This is a genomic window from Pigmentiphaga aceris (assembly GCF_008119665.1).
Taxonomy (GTDB): domain Bacteria; phylum Pseudomonadota; class Gammaproteobacteria; order Burkholderiales; family Burkholderiaceae_B; genus Pigmentiphaga; species Pigmentiphaga aceris.
Genome location: NZ_CP043046.1, coordinates 5,970,059 through 5,986,838 on the forward strand (window position 1 = coordinate 5,970,059; position 16,780 = coordinate 5,986,838).

The 16,780-nt window shown below is 62.6% G+C and carries 15 protein-coding genes; 5 read left to right on the forward strand and 10 right to left on the reverse strand.

The features are described from left to right. Window positions 1-49: 49 nt before the first annotated feature. On the reverse strand, window positions 50-586 hold the full coding sequence (locus FXN63_RS25790) for a cysteine hydrolase family protein (RefSeq protein WP_148818459.1): 537 nt from the start codon (window positions 584-586) through the stop codon (window positions 50-52). Between the two features lie 379 nt (window positions 587-965). Here FXN63_RS25790 and FXN63_RS25795 point away from each other — a divergent pair, with 379 nt between their 5' ends. Next, window positions 966-2,186: an acetyltransferase domain-containing protein gene (locus FXN63_RS25795; protein WP_148818461.1), complete on the forward strand. Its 1,221-nt coding sequence runs from the start codon at window positions 966-968 to the stop codon at window positions 2,184-2,186. Next, window positions 2,187-3,599, forward strand: a complete 1,413-nt coding sequence (locus FXN63_RS25800; RefSeq protein ID WP_148818463.1) for an OprD family outer membrane porin — start codon at window positions 2,187-2,189, stop codon at window positions 3,597-3,599. A gap of 96 nt (window positions 3,600-3,695) precedes the next feature. On the opposite strand, the gene FXN63_RS25805 is transcribed toward FXN63_RS25800, so the two are convergent. From FXN63_RS25805 to FXN63_RS25825, 5 genes are all read right to left on the reverse strand, one after another. Beyond that, entirely contained in the window at window positions 3,696-4,556 is an 861-nt protein-coding gene (locus FXN63_RS25805) for a GNAT family N-acetyltransferase (RefSeq protein WP_187395035.1), read from the reverse strand. Continuing rightward, the gene (locus FXN63_RS25810; protein ID WP_246164972.1) at window positions 4,553-5,737 is read right to left on the reverse strand and encodes an NAD(P)/FAD-dependent oxidoreductase; all 1,185 of its coding nucleotides are present in this window, start codon (window positions 5,735-5,737) and stop codon (window positions 4,553-4,555) included. The genes FXN63_RS25805 and FXN63_RS25810 overlap by 4 nt, the downstream gene beginning before the upstream one ends. Then, a complete protein-coding gene (locus FXN63_RS25815; protein ID WP_148818467.1) occupies window positions 5,734-7,107 on the reverse strand; it encodes an FAD/NAD(P)-dependent oxidoreductase in 1,374 nt (457 codons plus the stop codon). The genes FXN63_RS25810 and FXN63_RS25815 overlap by 4 nt, the downstream gene beginning before the upstream one ends. Then, entirely contained in the window at window positions 7,089-7,397 is a 309-nt protein-coding gene (locus FXN63_RS25820) for a (2Fe-2S)-binding protein (protein WP_148818469.1), read from the reverse strand. The genes FXN63_RS25815 and FXN63_RS25820 overlap by 19 nt, the downstream gene beginning before the upstream one ends. Before the next feature lie 88 nt (window positions 7,398-7,485). Next, the gene (locus tag FXN63_RS25825) at window positions 7,486-8,763 is read right to left on the reverse strand and encodes an NAD(P)/FAD-dependent oxidoreductase (protein ID WP_148818471.1); all 1,278 of its coding nucleotides are present in this window, start codon (window positions 8,761-8,763) and stop codon (window positions 7,486-7,488) included. A gap of 376 nt (window positions 8,764-9,139) precedes the next feature. Here FXN63_RS25825 and FXN63_RS25830 point away from each other — a divergent pair, with 376 nt between their 5' ends. Next, window positions 9,140-10,609, forward strand: a complete 1,470-nt coding sequence (locus FXN63_RS25830) for an MFS transporter (RefSeq protein ID WP_425468636.1) — start codon at window positions 9,140-9,142, stop codon at window positions 10,607-10,609. A gap of 44 nt (window positions 10,610-10,653) precedes the next feature. Here FXN63_RS25830 and FXN63_RS25835 read toward each other — a convergent pair whose 3' ends face one another. Genes FXN63_RS25835 through FXN63_RS26855 form a run of 3 tightly spaced genes read right to left on the reverse strand, consistent with a single transcriptional unit; the run spans window position 10,654 to window position 13,699 of the window. Then, on the reverse strand, window positions 10,654-13,029 hold the full coding sequence (locus tag FXN63_RS25835; protein ID WP_148818473.1) for a penicillin acylase family protein: 2,376 nt from the start codon (window positions 13,027-13,029) through the stop codon (window positions 10,654-10,656). 17 nt (window positions 13,030-13,046) lie between these two features. Further along, a complete protein-coding gene (locus FXN63_RS25840; protein WP_148818475.1) occupies window positions 13,047-13,538 on the reverse strand; it encodes an Lrp/AsnC family transcriptional regulator in 492 nt (163 codons plus the stop codon). Continuing rightward, window positions 13,535-13,699 (reverse strand): hypothetical protein, encoded by a 165-nt coding sequence (locus FXN63_RS26855; RefSeq protein ID WP_187395036.1) that lies wholly within the window; start codon window positions 13,697-13,699, stop codon window positions 13,535-13,537. Before FXN63_RS26855 ends, FXN63_RS25840 begins: the two co-directional genes overlap by 4 nt. A 387-nt stretch (window positions 13,700-14,086) precedes the next feature. On the opposite strand from FXN63_RS26855, the gene FXN63_RS25845 reads away from it, so the two are divergent. Then, a complete protein-coding gene (locus FXN63_RS25845; RefSeq protein ID WP_148818477.1) occupies window positions 14,087-14,698 on the forward strand; it encodes a helix-turn-helix domain-containing protein in 612 nt (203 codons plus the stop codon). 27 nt (window positions 14,699-14,725) lie between these two features. On the opposite strand, the gene FXN63_RS25850 is transcribed toward FXN63_RS25845, so the two are convergent. Further along, the gene (locus tag FXN63_RS25850) at window positions 14,726-16,060 is read right to left on the reverse strand and encodes an aminotransferase-like domain-containing protein (RefSeq protein WP_148818480.1); all 1,335 of its coding nucleotides are present in this window, start codon (window positions 16,058-16,060) and stop codon (window positions 14,726-14,728) included. 86 nt (window positions 16,061-16,146) lie between these two features. Between FXN63_RS25850 and FXN63_RS25855 the strand changes: the two genes are divergently transcribed. Continuing rightward, window positions 16,147-16,764, forward strand: coding sequence for a DJ-1/PfpI family protein (locus FXN63_RS25855; RefSeq protein WP_148818482.1), 618 nt, complete (start codon window positions 16,147-16,149; stop codon window positions 16,762-16,764). Window positions 16,765-16,780 lie beyond the last annotated feature (16 nt).

The window sequence follows — 16,780 nt, forward strand, 5'->3', positions numbered from 1 at the left end:
CCTGCGGGCGATTGATAAGCCGCGACCGCTTCCCCCACTGCCAGCCAGTTCACCCCAAGCTGATTTCGCCCGAGGGCACCGCGACAATCGGTTTGCCGAAGCTGGTGATCGCCGGCAAGGTCGCGTTGTGATGCGCGCGGATCTGTGCAGCCGACGCGTGCGGTTTGTCCTGCGTGGTGTGGGCATCTGCCGCGATGGTCACCGAATAGCCCAATGCAGCGGCGCGGCGCACTGTCGTGTCCACGCAGAACTCGCTGGCGTAGCCGCAGACGATCACATGCTCGGTTGCCTGATCGGCCAACAGCTCACCCAATGCCGTGCGCAGGAAGGAATCTGGCGTGGTCTTGCGCACATGCTGGTCGCCTTCCGCCACGCGCAGGCCGTTGGCAAGCTGCCACCCGTCGCTGCCGCGCACCATCGCACCGCTGTCGGTTTCGTGTTGCACGAAGATCACCGGCACCTTGGCCTGCCTGGCTCGCTCGGTCAGCGCGTTGATGCGATCGATGGTGGCGTCCGCCTCGAAGGGACGCGGCTCTTCGTCGAACAGGCGGCGCTGGACATCGATCACAAGCAGGGCAGAACGCATCGGCAATTCCTTGAAGACAGCACGGGCGCAACCACGGGAAGTGGTGGCGCACCGGACTTCTGTGCGCCTGCGCAATCGCGCATTTTACGCGCCAGCTCTGGCGTCTTCAGGTAAGGATTTCCCCCTTGCCGGGCAGGCGCTGGAGAAACCGCATCACACGTCTAACACCACACGCGACCGATGAAAGTCAGTTGGAAAAGCGGCATCAACGGCGTGTCATGTTTGCCGGCGCAACGCTATTGCTTGCGTCTTGCCTGCATATCGCGTTCATGCCGTTTGCATGACGACCTCATCTCTTGCGGCACAAATGCAACTTAGTATCGTTTAAACACAATCATTGATATGATACTAAGTTGCATATAGATGAATTTTTGATCTCATGGCCTCCACCTTCGTCCACTCCGCCAACCCGTCTGCGACGGGCGGCGCGTCAAGCGCCACCGGGCGGCTGCTGTCCATCGACGCGCTGCGCGGCCTGGTGATCCTGTTCATGTTGCTCGATCACGTGCGCGAAACCTTCTACCTGCATCACCAGGTACCCGACCCGATGTCGGTGGCCGACACCGACCCGGCGCTGTTCTTCAGCCGCATGCTCAGCCACGTCTGCGCACCGGTGTTTGTGTTCCTGACGGGCTTGTCGGCGTATCTGTATGGGAACCGGTACGGAAGCCAATCCAGCAACTCACAACATGCCAGCCGCGCCGCCGCCTCCAGCTTCCTGGCCAAACGCGGCTTGTTCCTGGTTGTGCTGGAAATGACATTGGTCAGCTTTGCCTGGACCTTTGTATTCCCGCCCAATGTGCTGTATCTGCAAGTGATCTGGGTCATCGGCCTGAGCATGCTGGCCCTGGCCGCCCTGGTGTGGTTGCCGCGCCCGGCGCTGATCGCCGTTGGTGTGGTGCTGGTGGCAGGCCATAACCTGCTGGATGGTCTGCACTTCCCGGTCGGCCACTGGATGCATGTGCCCTGGGCCATCCTGCATGACCGTGGCTGGATCAACGTGTCGGACACCTTCCGACTGCGCACCTCTTACCCGCTGCTGCCCTGGATCGGTGTGATCGCCTTGGGCTACGCAACCGGCCCGATGTTCCTGCCGCGTGCCGACGCCGCGCAGCGTCAGAAAAAGCTGCTGGGCTGGGGCATGGGGCTGCTGGCGGGCTTTGCCGTCTTGCGCGTGCTGGACGTCTACGGTGAAAAGCCCTGGGCGCTTGGCGACACCCTGCTGCGCAGCGTAATGAGCTTCGTCAACATCACCAAGTACCCGCCCTCGCTGCTCTTCCTGATGCTGACGCTGGGCGTGGGCCTGTTGCTGCTGCGTGCGTTCGAACGCCGACAAGGCGCAAGCTGGCTCGCCCCCCTGGCGGTCTTCGGGGCTGCGCCCATGTTCTTCTATCTGCTGCACTTGTACGTGCTGAAGTTCCTGTACCTGGGGGCCGTGGCAATGTGGGGATTGAACTACGGCAAGTTCTTCGGTTTCGATGCGGTCTGGCAGGTATGGCTGGGGTCTATCGTGCTGGCGCTTGCGCTGTATGCGCCGGTGCGCGCCTTTGCGGCGTTCAAGGCACGCCGTCGTGACATTGCCTGGTTGAAGTACCTGTAAATGCAGCAGACTCTTTTTGCAGCAGCGCTGCTGCTGTCGCCCGCGCTCGCCTGGACTCAGGCCCAGACGGCCCCGGTGCCGGCACAAACAGCCATCCAAGCACCCGCAGAAACACCATCACTGCTTCAACCTAGCGGTGCTCAAGCCACCGCTGGCGGCTTCATTCAGGACGCCCGCTGGAGCCTGCTGAACCGCAGCGTCTACGACTATCGCGACTACCGCCACGGCGACAAAAGCAACGGTGCCCGCAACGCCTTCCGGCCGCGCGCGCAACGCAGCGACAGCGCCGAGGAATGGGGCTACGGCTTGATGGGCACCGTTGAATCCGGCTTCACGCAGGGCGTGATCGGCGTAGGGCTGGATGCCCAGCTCTACCTTGCACAGACCTTGGGCGGCGATGACTACAGTGCGGGCAAGGCGCGCCTGTTGGCACTGGACGATCAAGGGTATCTGAGCAACAACAGCGCACGCGGCGGCGCAGCGCTCAAGCTGCGCGTGTCGTCCACCGTATTGAAGGTGGGCGAACAACGGGTGAAGACACCTGTATTCGGATCTTCCGACACCCGCTTGCTGCCCGAGACCGCGATGGGCTGGCTGCTGACCAGCAAGGAAATTCCTGCGCTGACTCTGCAGGCCGGCCACTTCACCCATTCGGCCGACCGCAATGCCCGGCGCAGCAACAATCCGCTGACGGTGAACTATTCCAACGCCCCACGCGGTGATGCCTTCGACTTTGCTGGCGGCACCTACACCGGCATCGAAAACCTGTCGGCCAGCGTCTACCTGTCGACCTTCCGCGACACCTGGCGCGGACAGTATGCGGGTGCCACGTACACCGTGCCGCTGGCAGACAAACGTGCCGTCGTATTCGACACGCATCTATACCGCAGCACCGATACCGGCCGACGTCTTGCAGGCGAGATCGACAACACCACCGGCAGCCTGATGGCCAGCTACGTGCAAGGTCCGCATCGCATCGGTCTGGGTTATCAGAAGGTCGATGGCGATACGCCCTTCGACTATGTGTCGCGCGGTGCCATCTGGCTGGGCAATGCCATGCAGTTGTCGGACTTCAACGGCCCGGGCGAACAGTCGTGGCAACTGCGCTACGAATTGGACCTGGGTGTGTTCGGCATTCCGGGATTAAGCGTGGCGGCCGCCTACACACGCGGCAGCGGCATCGATGGCAGTGGTGCCGACCCGAAAGGTGGCTATACCTGGCTGGGTTATGGCCGTGGCGGGCGTCATTGGGAACGCGATCTGTTCCTGAAATACACCGTGCAAAGCGGTGCCGCCAAAGGGCTGATGCTGACCTTGCGCCACGACGTACACCGCAACAACAAGGCACAGGCGGAACTGAATACCGAACGGGTGCGCGTGGCGCTGGAGTACCCGCTGGGGGGTTCGTTCTGACGAAACCTGAGCCTTACGGCACCTGCCGATCTTCTGCGTAACGGGGCGTACATGAACACGGCAATGGGCGAACCAGAAAAAGGATCGCCCGCCGTGCTACCCCAGCGCCAGATTCACCAAGGTGAACAAGCGCATCGTGGCGTCTCCTTGCGGAGCCTCGCCACGTACCATGCTCAGGAAGGTGATGGCCGGCAGCAGGCCACGCGCGTTGATCCACGTATCCAGCGGCGGGCAACCAACCACATCGATACGCAGATACACGTCCAGATGCGTGGCCATCCAATGGTTGATCAGCAGCTTTGCGCTGTCGATGTCCGGAGCCACGACCGGGCCGATCACGTGTGCACCGCCCACCCGACGGCACAGCGCAAAACCTTGGGCCACACCGTCGCGTTCCAGCACCACACAATCCCGTGCCGGGCGCAGATTTTCCAGCGCATGTCCGCGTGAAATACCCGCTGCGCGCGCGCACAGCGCGGCCAGTGCCGGGCCTTCTCCCACGCTCATCGGCCGCACCCGCTGGCCAGGGGCCAGTGCAATCGGCTGCGCCTCGAACACGGCACCCTGGTGTCGCTCCACGCGACCCACCAAGACAAAGCCCAGGTCTTCGTACATGCTCCGGCTGTCGGCAAACGCGTTGACCAACACACTGCGGCCCGCCAGTGCAGGCATCACCCGTTCGACCATCTCACGATCGATACCCTGCCCTTGATAGTCCGGCGCGGTAATGACCATGCCGAGGCTGGCGTGCGTGTCGTCGTGCAGCCAGTACATGGCTACCCCCACGATCTCGTCACCCGCCAGTGCAGCCACGCCCGTGCCATTGCGCAACAAGGCCTGCCAGTCGATCAGGCGATGCGACCAGTGAATCGACTGCGTCAGCCGATGCGCAGCGGCAGCATCTGCCGCGTGCAGCGGACGATAGGCAAGCACCGCATTCGCATCCGTTGTCTTCACTCGTCGACTCCTCCGGCAACCGCCACCGGCACGGCAAAGCGTGCCATTTGGAAAGGTTCGATCGGGGTGGTGGTCGACCCCGTATCGATCAATTCAGCCATTACATCACCCACGCCCGGCCCCAGTTGAAAACCGTGGCCGCAGAACCCGAAGGCGTAGAACAAACCGCTTACTTTGCCACTGGGGCCCATGATAGGCCGGTCATCGGGCATGTAGCCTTCAATACCGCTCCAGGTGCGGATGATATTCAAGCGACCGAACGCCGGAATCAGGCGGCGAATCTCGGCCATCTGCGTCATGGTGCTGGTGGGCAGTGCGTACGCACGACGAATGTCGGGGAAAGCCGGGCCTCGCGTGCTGCCGCCGATGATGATGTTGCCGCGCGGAATCTGGCGGCAATACACCACCTCGCGCTCAATCTTGGTCATCACCCCGAACACTTCGCGCATCTTGTACGGAATAGGTTCGGTCACCGACATCTGCGGACCGCGCGCCACAATGGGCACGGCCTCGCCGAATTGTTCGGACAGCAGGCTGCCCCAGGCACCCGCGGTGATCAGCATCGCCGGCGCGCGGAAAATTCGCCCATCGGTCGCCGTCGCGCGGAAATCTTCGCCGTCTTTTTCGACTGCCGCGATCTCGGTGTTCTCGATCACCTTGGCACCTGCGCGCACCGCAGCACGGGCAAATGCCGGTGCGGCCAGGCGGGGGTTCGCGTGGCCGTCGACGGGCGCGTAGGACGCCCCCGCCACTTCGTGTGTCAGGTACGGAAACCGCTTGCGCACGGTCTGTTGCGACAGCAGTTCCAGGTCCAGGCCCAACTGCCTGGCAGCCTTGGCGTATTCCTCCAGCGCATCCAGGTGCACCGGGTCGTAACAAAGCCGCACATGCCCGGAAGGCAAAAATTCAACGTCTTCACCCAGCAGTTCCGGCAGCCGTCCCCAGATGGCACGCGAGCGATTGGCCAGCGGCAGTTGCGGCAGGAAACGACCCTGGCGACGCACGTTGCCGAAGTTCACACCGCTTGCCTGCTGACCTACCAGGCCACGTTCCAGCAAGATCACCGAACGACCACGCTGACGCAGGAAAAATGCTGTTGCCGCGCCCATGAAGCCGCCACCGACAATCACCACATCGGCGTCATAACGGCGCTGGTCCGGGGCATTCATCAGCGTGCTCATGCCGGGTCCTCTACCGCAATCGTCAAGGGCTTGATCGGGGCCTGCCCACGCAAGCGACCCACCAGTTCCACCGGCACCCCAGCCGCCTGCGCAATGATCTCTGCACCCGCCACACCGCAATAACGGCCCTGGCAACGGCCCATGCCCACGCGGCTGAAGGCCTTGGCGCGATTGGCTTCCTGTGCACCCATCTCGTTCACCACGTGGCGCAAGTCGCCTGCGGTAACGTTCTCGCAGCGGCACACCACCGCGTGGTCGGGCAGGTCTGCTGCCTGCGCATGCGGCCACGGGAAAGCCTGGTTCAAACCGGCCTGGAATCGGCGGATGCGCGCCAGGCTGGCTTCAGCCGCCTGCACCTGATCGGCGGGCACCTTGTGGCCGTGATCCTGCAACACCGCAAACGCAGCCAGCCGGCCACTGGCTTCGGCCGCATCGGCACCCAGCACGCGCGCACTATCGCCCGCCAGATAAACCCCCTTCACCGAGCTGCGCCCCATGTCATCGACCTTGGGCATCCACAGCCGGCGACCCGCATGGAATTCGAATTCGCAGCGCGCCAGATCGGCCAGCTGGGTTTCGGGCCGCAGGTGGTAGCCAAGCCCCACGGCATCGCACTGCACCGTGCGACGTACATCCTTGCTGTCATCGAACACCACGCCTTGCACACCGTCGTGGGCGTCGCCGGTGATTTCGATCAGCTTCACACCCGAATACAGCGGCACACGCGCGCGCTTCAAAGATGCAACCAGCCTCATGCCCTTGGCCAAGGCAGCCGGTTGCGCCAGCAGCTTGGGCAAGGCACCGATGCGCAGGCTGAAGGGCGAGGTGTCGAGCACCGCCGCCACCTTGGCTCCTGCCGCCACATACTGCGCAGCCACCAGGTACAACAAAGGCCCGGTGCCCATGAACACCACCTGACGACCGATCGAGCACGCCTGCGCCTTCAGGGCGATCTGCGCACCACCCAGGCTGTAGGTGCCGGCGAAGTCCCAACCGGGAATCGGCATCAGGCGATCGGTCGCGCCTGCACACACCACCAGCGCGTCGAAGGGCACGGGCGTGGACACACCTGCCTTCACCGCATAGACCATGCTGTTGGCCACGTTCCAGGCCAGCGTCTCGGGCCGGTAGTCGATCTGCGATCTCAGCGCGTCGAAGTCGCTGTGCAAGGACTTTGCGCGGTCGGCGGTGTCGCCATACAGGGTTTCGTACGAGCGCTTGAAGGACTCGGGCTGACGACGGTAGATCTGCCCGCCATCACGCCGCCCCTCTTCGATCACAGTGGGACGAATGCCGGCAGCCACCAGGGTCTGCGCGCAACGCACGCCAGCCGGGCCGGCACCAATCACGATCACACGGGGCTGAGCCACGATCCCTCCGGCTGATTGGTCAGAATCGACATGCCGCTTTCCGCCTGGGTCGAACAGGCGCGCAGCCGGTCACCGGCTTGCGTCCACACCCAACAGTCCTGACAGGCCCCCATCAGACAGAAACCCGCGCGATGGGTGTCGCTGAACTCGGACACACGCACGTGGCGGGTCGTGGCGAGCAGCGCCACCAGCAAGGTGTCGCCCTGCAACGCAAAGACCGGCCGACCATCGACACGCAGTTCGATGGGTGCACGATCGGTTTCCGCCAATCGATAAAAACGTGCGTTCATAACCCTCGTTCCTGCCGCAATCGGATCACGGCCTGGGGCACGGGCAGGACGCATCGACCAGGACAGCCGACGAGTCAGCCGGACCCGTTCAATACAAGACGTCTTTCATGCGGTAGTACAGCCCGGCCAGAGGCAGGAACCACGGCTTGCCCGAGTAGCCCGGCAGGCTGGGCCAGTCACGGTCGCCCCAGGGATTGGCCTGCGGCGTGCCGTTGATCACATCGGCCATCACGCCGCCCATGTGCACCGACATCTGCACGCCGTGGCCGCTGTAGCCCATGGCGTAATACAGGCCGTCACGCTCACCGGCGTGCGGCAGACGATCGGCGGTCATGTCGACCATGCCGCCCCAGCAGTAGTCCAGCCGGGTGTCTTTCAATTCGGGAAACACCTCCTGCATGCCGGCCCGCAGGATGTCGCCGCTTTTCATGTCGGACGTGGGGTTCGACATCGCAAAACGTGCCCGGCCACCAAACAGCAGGCGATTGTCCGGCGTTGTGCGGAAGTAGTTGCCGATGTTCTTGGTGGTGACGCAGTTGCGGCGCTTGGGCATGATCCGGTCGAGCTGCGCAACTGACAGCGGTTCAGTCACCACAATGAAGCTGCCCACCGGCACAATGCGCCGCTGCCACCATTTGAAGGGACCGATGTTCGAGCAGCCCGTCGCCAGCAATACCTGGTTGGCACGAATGGTGCCGCGTGCCGTGACGACTTCAAAACCGCCACCCGCCTGCTTGTTCAAGGCGGTGACCAGCGCCGACTCATAGATTGTTGCGCCCGCCCGCACCGCCGCCTGCGCCAGGCCCACGCCGAACTTGCCCATGTGCATCTGCGCGCCCTTGTGCTGCACCAGGCCGCCGTAATAGCGGTCCGAGCCGACTTCGTCGCGGATGCGGCTGGCGGGCACCAGATCGACATCCCGGTCCACGTTGTCACGCAGGCCGTGATACGCCTTTTCCAGCTTGGCGAAGTGCTCGGGCTTGGCGGCCAGCTTGATCTTGCCGACACGCTTGAAATCGCAATCGATGTTTTCGCTGGTAACCAGGCCGGACACCGTTTCCACCGCCGCATCGTAGGCGTTGTAGAACAGGCGGGCACGGTCGGCACCATAACGCGCGGTCAGCGTGGCGAAATCCTGCGAGGTGCCGTTGTTGCAGTGGCCGCCATTGCGGCCCGAGGCCTGGCCGATCACCCTGCCCCCTTCCAACACCACCACAGACGCATTGCGCTTGGCCAGCGACAACGCAGACGACAGGCCGGTGAAGCCACCGCCGATCACCACCACATCGGCACGGGCCGGCAGGTCGCCATAAGCCCCCCCGGTGAATGCGGGGGCGGTATCCAACCAGTACGGTTCGAGTTTCATGCCAGCACCGCCTGGTCGCCCTGAGCGGCCGATGCCCGTTGTCGGGAAGCAGTGAACGAAGCGCGCGTGGGGGTCGTTTCCATATCGGTTCTCAGGGGGCAACGCACGAGGGGCGTGGTGTATTCATTACAGCACCCAAGAGGCGGCGTCTTGATGCGTAGTGGCGTTCATGCACACGCGGATTCCACTTTTTTTGGCATCTTGCGCAGCATAAGTGCTTACCCGAGCGCTTGGCTGACTGGTCCGGGCAGGCTTTCCCCTTGTGACTTTTCCACACCTCACGTTCCACCTTGTCCATTGACGCAGCCCCGGAAAGCGCGGACAGTGCAGCCTCGATGTACCGATGCGGCTGTCCCCCACCAGCCGGTAAAAGATTATGTCCGCCCCCTCTTCGCCCCCTTCGGGCGACGCCCCGCGCGCCGCTGCGCCAGGCGACTCTCAGCAAGACGCCGCCACCCGGCGCTCAGCAAAAATGATCCCCTGGCTGGTCGGCGTGGCGCTTGCCATGCAGATGCTGGACTCCAACATGGTGGCCTCGGCGCTGCCCGCCATGGGTCTGGCACTTGGTGTGACACCCGTCAGTCTGAACGTGTTGATCACCGCCTACGTGCTGGCGGTGGCGATCTTCGTGCCCATCAGCAGCTGGACCGCAGACCGATTCGGTGCCAAGCGTGTCTTCCTGTGGGCAATTGCATTGTTCGTGCTGGGTTCGGTGTGCTGTGCGGTGTCCCAGACACTGGGGCAGATGGTGGCCAGCCGCATTCTGCAAGGGTTGTCGGGTGCCATGATGGTGCCGGTGGGCCGGATCATTCTGCTGCATACCGTGCCACGCCAGGACCTGCTGAAAGCGATCTCGTTCCTGTCGGTGCCCGCGCTGGTCGGCCCCGTGTTCGGCCCGCCGCTGGGCGGGCTGCTGGTGACCTATCTATCCTGGCACTGGATCTTCCTGATCAACATTCCCATCGGCATATTGGGCATCGTGATGGTCAGGCGGCACATCGTGGAAGTGCGGCCCGACACTGCCCCACGCCTGGATTTCCTGGGCTTCCTGCTGCTGGCGTTCTGCATGGCAAGCCTGGTGATCTGCATGGAAGCGGTCAGCCACGGTTCGCTGTCGGCCAGTGCAGTGGCCGGGCTTGCAGCGGCCGGCGTTGCCTGTGCGTGGTTCTATCGCGGACACTCGCGCCGCGTGGCGGAACCGCTGATCGACCTGGACCTGCTGAAGACACCCAGCTTTGCGATCTCGGTGCTCGGTGGCAGCGTCAGCCGCTTCGTGGTGGGTGCCACGCCCTTTCTGCTGGTGATGCAATTGCAGGTGGGCATGGGCTATTCGCCGCTGATGGCAGGCTTGATATCGCTGTCGGGTGCCATGGGTGCGCTGGTGATGAAAAGCATGGCCACGCGCATTCTGGGCCGCTTCGGTTTCCGAAACGTGTTGCAGACCACCAGCCTGATCACCGGCGTAACCATCGCCGCCTGTGCGACCTTCACTGCCAGCACACCGATCTGGCTGATGGTGTCGATTCTGCTGGTCAGCGGTTTCTTCCGGTCGTTGATGTTCACAGCCGTGAACTCCTTGGCCTACGCCGATATCGACAGCGCGAACATGAGCCGCGCCAATGGCTTTGCGACCATGGCAACCCAGGTCGGCATCAGCCTGGGCGTGGGGATTGCAGCGGCAGCCCTGAACCTGAGCACCTTGCTTCGCGGTGCCGCCTCGCTGGCGCTGGTGGATGTGATGGTGGGGTATGTGGTGATCGGGGTAGCCTGTGCGGCATCGTCGCTGGCGTTTCGCAAGCTCGATCCGCACGCCGGGCATGCCTTGCTCAGCCAGGATAAGGACTGAACAGTAGGCTGGTCAGTGCAATGATCAGCCGTCGCAAAGCTGGCTCAGTCCGTCACCGGGTCCAGGTATATCCGCGATTCGGTCGCCGCATCCACCGCTTCCTTGCTGTAGCAGAGCGGGAAATACTCCCCCGCTGCCCAGGTCTTCGCCAGGTCCGCATAGTGCGGACTGGCCGGGTCGCCTGACTGCCCCGGCGTATTGATGGCGACACTGTTGTCCCAGGCCCCCACGTCCATCACCATGCGCATGGACGCGCCAAAGGAAGCGCGGAAATCGGCCGGGCGATAACTGGCATTCATCACAGTCGATTCAGACCCGCCGAACGGCAATGGCCCGACATCGAGTTCTGGTGCATCCACCACCTTGCCGATGGCATGCTCGAAGTGCGCGTGGTGCAACGTCCCCCAGCCCCAGCCCTGGGTATCGGCCCCCATTTTGTCGCGGCAGAATGCAAAGGCTTGCCCCAGGCTATGTGCCATCAACGAATCGCGGATCTCGATGGCATCGCCCTCGAAGACGGTGGCGGGGTCTTCGACAATAGCCAGCAGCGTGGCCACGTCTCCAGGTACCAGCAGACGCCGCACCACCGCGTCATCAACCAAGATGTCGAACAGTGCGGCCTTCAGGAAACGGCCCCACCAAAGCTCGAACACTGCTGCCGCCGCACTGTTCACGCTCAGCCTGAAATCCCAGTCGCGCAACAAGGCCAGCGCCTGGGCCGCGTCGGCGTTGTGCGCCACGTGCCGGTCCAGATTGCCGGTCAGTGCGCACACCCGCCGCGCCGGGATAGACAGCACATCGGTCTGCAGGGCAGTCGATTGTGCAATCGTGTGCTGCGGCTGCTCGGCCAACACTTCGCGCACACGGCTTGCACGTGATTTTTCGGTCCACTCGAAGCTTACGTGCAGCGCCGGGTCGAAGTCGGCCGGCAATACGTTTTCGTTGGCGCTGGCGACGAACCCGCAGGCCGGATCGACTTCACTGGGCAATGCGCTGAAAGGCCGGAAACCATCCCATTCATAACGGCCATCGCCCGGCACCGGCAACAGGCCATCCCAGTTGTTTCGCTTCGGCCATTTGCCCACCGGCATGTGCGCCACGTGGCCCGCCACATCGGCATAGAGGTGGTTCACTGCTGGCACTGACCATGACGACAGCGTCTGCTTGTAGTCGTCCAGATTGCGCGCTTCAAGCAGCCCCAGGCTGTTGAAGTAGGCCGCACTTCCTGGCTCGGTCCACACCGTGCGTACCGCAAAGGCGCGCGACTTCTCGATGTCGACGCAGGTCACCGGCCCGTGCCGCGTGAACATCATTTCAATCGCCTGCTCGTCGTACCCCTTCACTGCGATGGCCTCGTGCTCGACACGCATGGTTTCCCAGTCATCGCCGTAGCGATAACGCAGCGGGTCGGCCGGGTCGGTCTCGTACACGTAGACGTCTTCCTGGTCCATCATCAAGATGGTCAGCGCAAACGCAATGTCGGCGTTGTGGCCCAGCGAGATGCCCGGCTGCACCGGTTCGCCCGCGCCGATCACATCCAGCCCCGGTGCCTGCAGGTGCACCAGGTAACGCAGTGAAGGCATGGTGTAGGCGCGGTGCGGGTCGGTTGCCAGCACCGGTCGGCCGGTGGCGCTGCGCGACGGGCTGACCGCCCAGTTGTTCGAGCCCTCGGCGTCCGGGTCGATGATCACCTCGCCCAGCAAGTCCACCTTGCACCACTTCCATGCATCACTCAGCGTGCAAGCCAGGCGTTCCGGCGAAAACGTCACCGGCGCACAAGCCAGTTTGAAGTCTTCCAGCGCATCTTCGCGCAGGTCCGACAGGTCCAGGCCCTCGGGGACTTCCGGCACACGGAAAGGATCAATGGAGCGACGCAGCAAGTCGGTCTCGGCATCGCTGCGGCCCATGATCAGACCGCGCAACAATTCCGAATCGGCATTGCGCATCAACGCATGGCTGCGCACCCGCACCACATCCTCAGGCGACCAGTGCGCGGGCGTGGTGCCCATGTGCACGAATTCCGGCGGCAGCCGGAACGGCTCGGCCAGCACCAGATCGATGTAGGCATTGATGCCGGCCACAAACGAGGTGGCAATGTCCTTGGCTTGCGGGTGGCTGTAGGCCGCCCATTCGGCGTCCATGTCACCGCGATACAGGAACAGGCGCGCTGCCCGATCTTGCGCCAGGTAGCCGGGGCCGAAATCACCTGACAACAGCCCCAGACCGCGCTTGCGCCACAGGTCCAGATGCCACAGGCGATCCCGTGCGGCGTTGAAGCCCTGGGCCAGAAACACATCGGGCTGATTGCCCGCGCGGATATGCGAAACACCCCAGCGATCGATGTTGATTTCGACCGCTTCGCGCAGACCGGCAACGGTATGGCGAACGTCCGTGGGGGTGGGCTTCGCGTCTGCGCTCATGAGGTGTTCCAAAGAGGTTATTGGGGGTCGAGCAGGCTCTCTATAGGATAGCTGTGCTTGACCATCGCCGTCTTGATGACCAGATAGCTGAAGTACTTTTCGATGCCCACCTTGTTTTCCAGCATCTGTTCCATCAGAGCCTGGTATTCGGCCACCCCGTGCGTGACGAACTTCAGCAGGTAGTCATAGCCGCCGCTCATCAGATGGCATTCGACCACTTGGTCGATACGACGGATGTGGTCTTCGAAACGCGCGAAGTCTTCACGTCGGTGATCCGACAGCGTCACTTCCGTGAAGACCGTTTGCACCACGCCGATCTTGTCGAGCTGGATGTGCGCGCCGTAACCCGAGATGAAGCCGGCTTTCTCCAGACGTTTCACGCGGATCAGGCAGGGACTTGCGGACAGGCCGACCGCGTCGGCCAGCTGCACATTGGTGATCCGCGAATTCTTCTGCAAGTGCGACAGAATTCGAAGATCGATCCGATCCAGTTTGCATCTCTCTTTCATGTCGGCATCCCGCAAAACAGCGAGGGTTCATATATCGGCATGCGGGTCGCTTGAACCGTACGCATGCCGCCTTCCCCGACATTGACCAGTCTGCCGCCAATGATGTGCCCGGTGGGCGCCACCACGCGGGCGGGATCGAAATCCAGAGTCATACGGGTCATGGAGTGTCTCGCTCCGTGTGGCGGGCGCTTGGCACCCTGCCGTTTTCATGGCGATCACGGGTGATCGCGGCCTTGATGTGATGCAAGCACCTTGCTTCACCCAGCAGTAGCAGCAATTCTACTTAGTGAAATCTTCACTAAAGTGAAGCATTCATACGTTCAATGTATGCACTCTAGTGAATACGCCGCCACAATTTTATTAGGGTTTTCACCAGTCTATCTGAAGTTTTTGATTTGTTCAGCTGCCTGAAAACTTATATCCCATGCGGCAATCGTACAGATTGGTGCCAAGTTCATTTATTGATTGCTTCATCAACATATTGAACGTATCTTCAATTTCTCTGCAAGATAAAATCGTCGGGTCGAAGGCTCGACCGAGACCACACCATGAGTCAACACAAGTTCTCTATCGACCAGACGACTGATGTGCAGTCGGAACGCCGCGTTGGCGCACGGCTGCGCGCATTGCGCTTGGCCAAGCGCCTGTCGATCAGCGGCTTGGCAGAACTGGCAGGGGTCTCGACCGGCATGGTCAGCCAGATCGAACGTGACCTGAGCAACCCATCGGTACGCATGCTGGAACGCCTGCGTGTGGCATTGGATGTGCCACTGACGGCGCTGCTTGAAGACGACACGCAGCAGCGCCCCATGAAGGAGTTCGTGCGCCGCGCCAATCAACGCCCGCACTTCACCGTCGGTCCGAACGGATTGGTGAAGGAACTGCTGTCACCGCAGGGCGATCACGACCTGCAATTCATGCTGATCACCATTCCACCGGCCAGCCGCTCGGGCGAAGTCATGCTGGGCGATGGCGAGAAAGCCGGGCTGGTGCTACAAGGCCAGGTGGCGTTGCGGGTGGGCGATCAGCAGCAGATATTGTCCGAAGGCGACAGCTTCCAGTTCAGCAGCAGGCTGCCGCATCAGGTTGAAAACCCCACCGACGAAGATGCACAGGTGCTGTGGATCATGAACACCCGGGTGCCGGTGATTCATCTTTGATATGGGTGGGTAAAGTCAGCGCAGCCGTCAATACCCCTGCGCATCCACCGCACGCCTGACCTTGCGCAGCGCGTCGCCCAAGCTTTCCAGACTGACCGACCCCAGTGCCAGCCGAATCGCATGCGGCACATGGTCCGTGGTTGCAAAAGGCTCGGCGGTGGACACCGCAATCCGCTCACGCAGCAACGTCGCGGCCAGCTGATCGGCACGACACTCCTCGCCAAGCGGCAACCAGACGAAGTAAGACGTCGGATGCCGCACGATCGGCAGTCCGTCCAGCGCCTTGGCGGCAATGGCTTGTCGCGTGGTTGCGTCCAGGCGCTTTTCTGCCTCCAAGCGCGTAACTGTGCCGTCATCCAGCCAGCCGCAGGCGATTGCCGTCATCACGCCCGGTGTATTCCAGGTGGTAGACCGGATCGCGCGTTCAAGCTTCGGCACCAAGGCCAGCGGCGCGGCGACAAACCCGACCCGCAAACCGGTAGCAACAGTCTTGGACAGGCCCGACACGTATACCGTGATGTCCGGTGCAAGCGCGGCCAAGGGCGGCAAGGAATCGTCGGCCAGAAACGCATAGGCCGCATCTTCGATGATCAACAACCCGTGCTTGCGGGCAAGCGCCACCAGTTGCGCACGTTGGTCCGCATCCATCACCCAGCCAAGTGGGTTGTGCAGCGTTGGCATGGTGTAGACGGCGCGCACGCGACGTTTGCGACACAGGCGGTCCAGCGCATCCAGATCGGGACCGTTTTCCGCTGGTGAGATCGGTGCCAGTTCCAGCCGGTGGGCTTCTGCCAGTACCTTGAAACCGGGATAGGTCAGCGCATCCGCCGCCACCACATCGCCCGGTTGCAGCAGCGCCATCACAGCAGTCGCCAGACCTTGCTGGGCACCGTTCACAATCATTACCTGCTCGGCGCTCACCGTCAGCCCGCGCGACAGCAAATGCCTGGCCACGCTTGCCCGCTCGTGCATGCGGCCACCATGCGGCTGGTAGCGCAGCAAGGCGTCCAGGTCACCCCCGGCTGCCAGCTGGCGCAAACCATCACGCAGCAGGTTCGCCTGACCGGGCAAGGACGGATAGTTGAAATTCAGATCGACCATGTCCGGTGCCACGGCATGCTGATCGATGCCCTGGTTGCGCGGAAGGTATGTCTCGCGCACAAATGTGCCCCGGCCCGGCTCGCCACTGACCAGGCCCATGGTTTCCAGCTCCGCATAGACGCGGGTGGCAGTGACCAGCGCCAACCCATGTTCATCGGCGAGCTTTCTGTGGGTAGGCAGGCGTGTACCCGGCGACAGCCGCCCGCTGCGGATATCCGCCGCAAACACATCCACCAACTGCTTGTAGCGGGCCTGAGCCATACGTCAATGTATCCATGACAATTATTTGATTGTATTGATTCCCACACCTAGGATGTCTTATCGCCATCCACCTGAACACCCCCACCATGCACATTGCCATCCTGACCTTCGACGGCTTCAACGAACTTGATTCACTGATCGCGCTCGGCATTCTCAACCGCGTGAAATTGCCGGGTTGGCGGGTGTCGATCGCCAGTCCTGCAGCGCGTGTGCGCTCGATGAACGGGGTCACGATGGAAGCGCAATGTTCACTGCAGCAGGCGAACACGGCAGATGCCGTGATCGTCGGCAGTGGTGCGCTGACGCGCGAGGTGGTTGAAGACGCGGGCCTGATGGCGCAACTGCAGTTGGACCCATCAAGGCAACTGCTGGCGTCGCAGTGTTCCGGCACGCTGGTACTGGCCAAGCTGGGGCTGCTGGAGGGGGTGTCGGCATGTACTGACCTGACCACCAAACCCTGGGTCCAGGCGGCAGGTGTCGATGTGTTGAACCAGCCGTTCTTTGCGCGCGGCAATGTGGCGACTGCGGGTGGCTGTCTGGCATCGCAGTATCTGGCGGCGTGGGTGATTGCGCGGCTGGTCAGCGTGGAGGAGGCCGAATCCGCGATCCACTATGTCGCGCCAGTGGGCGAGAAGGAAGACTATGTGACGCGTGCGATGCGCAACATCACGCCGTATCTGGAGACGTCACGGGCAGCCGCGTGACGGCCTTGCTGTCTTG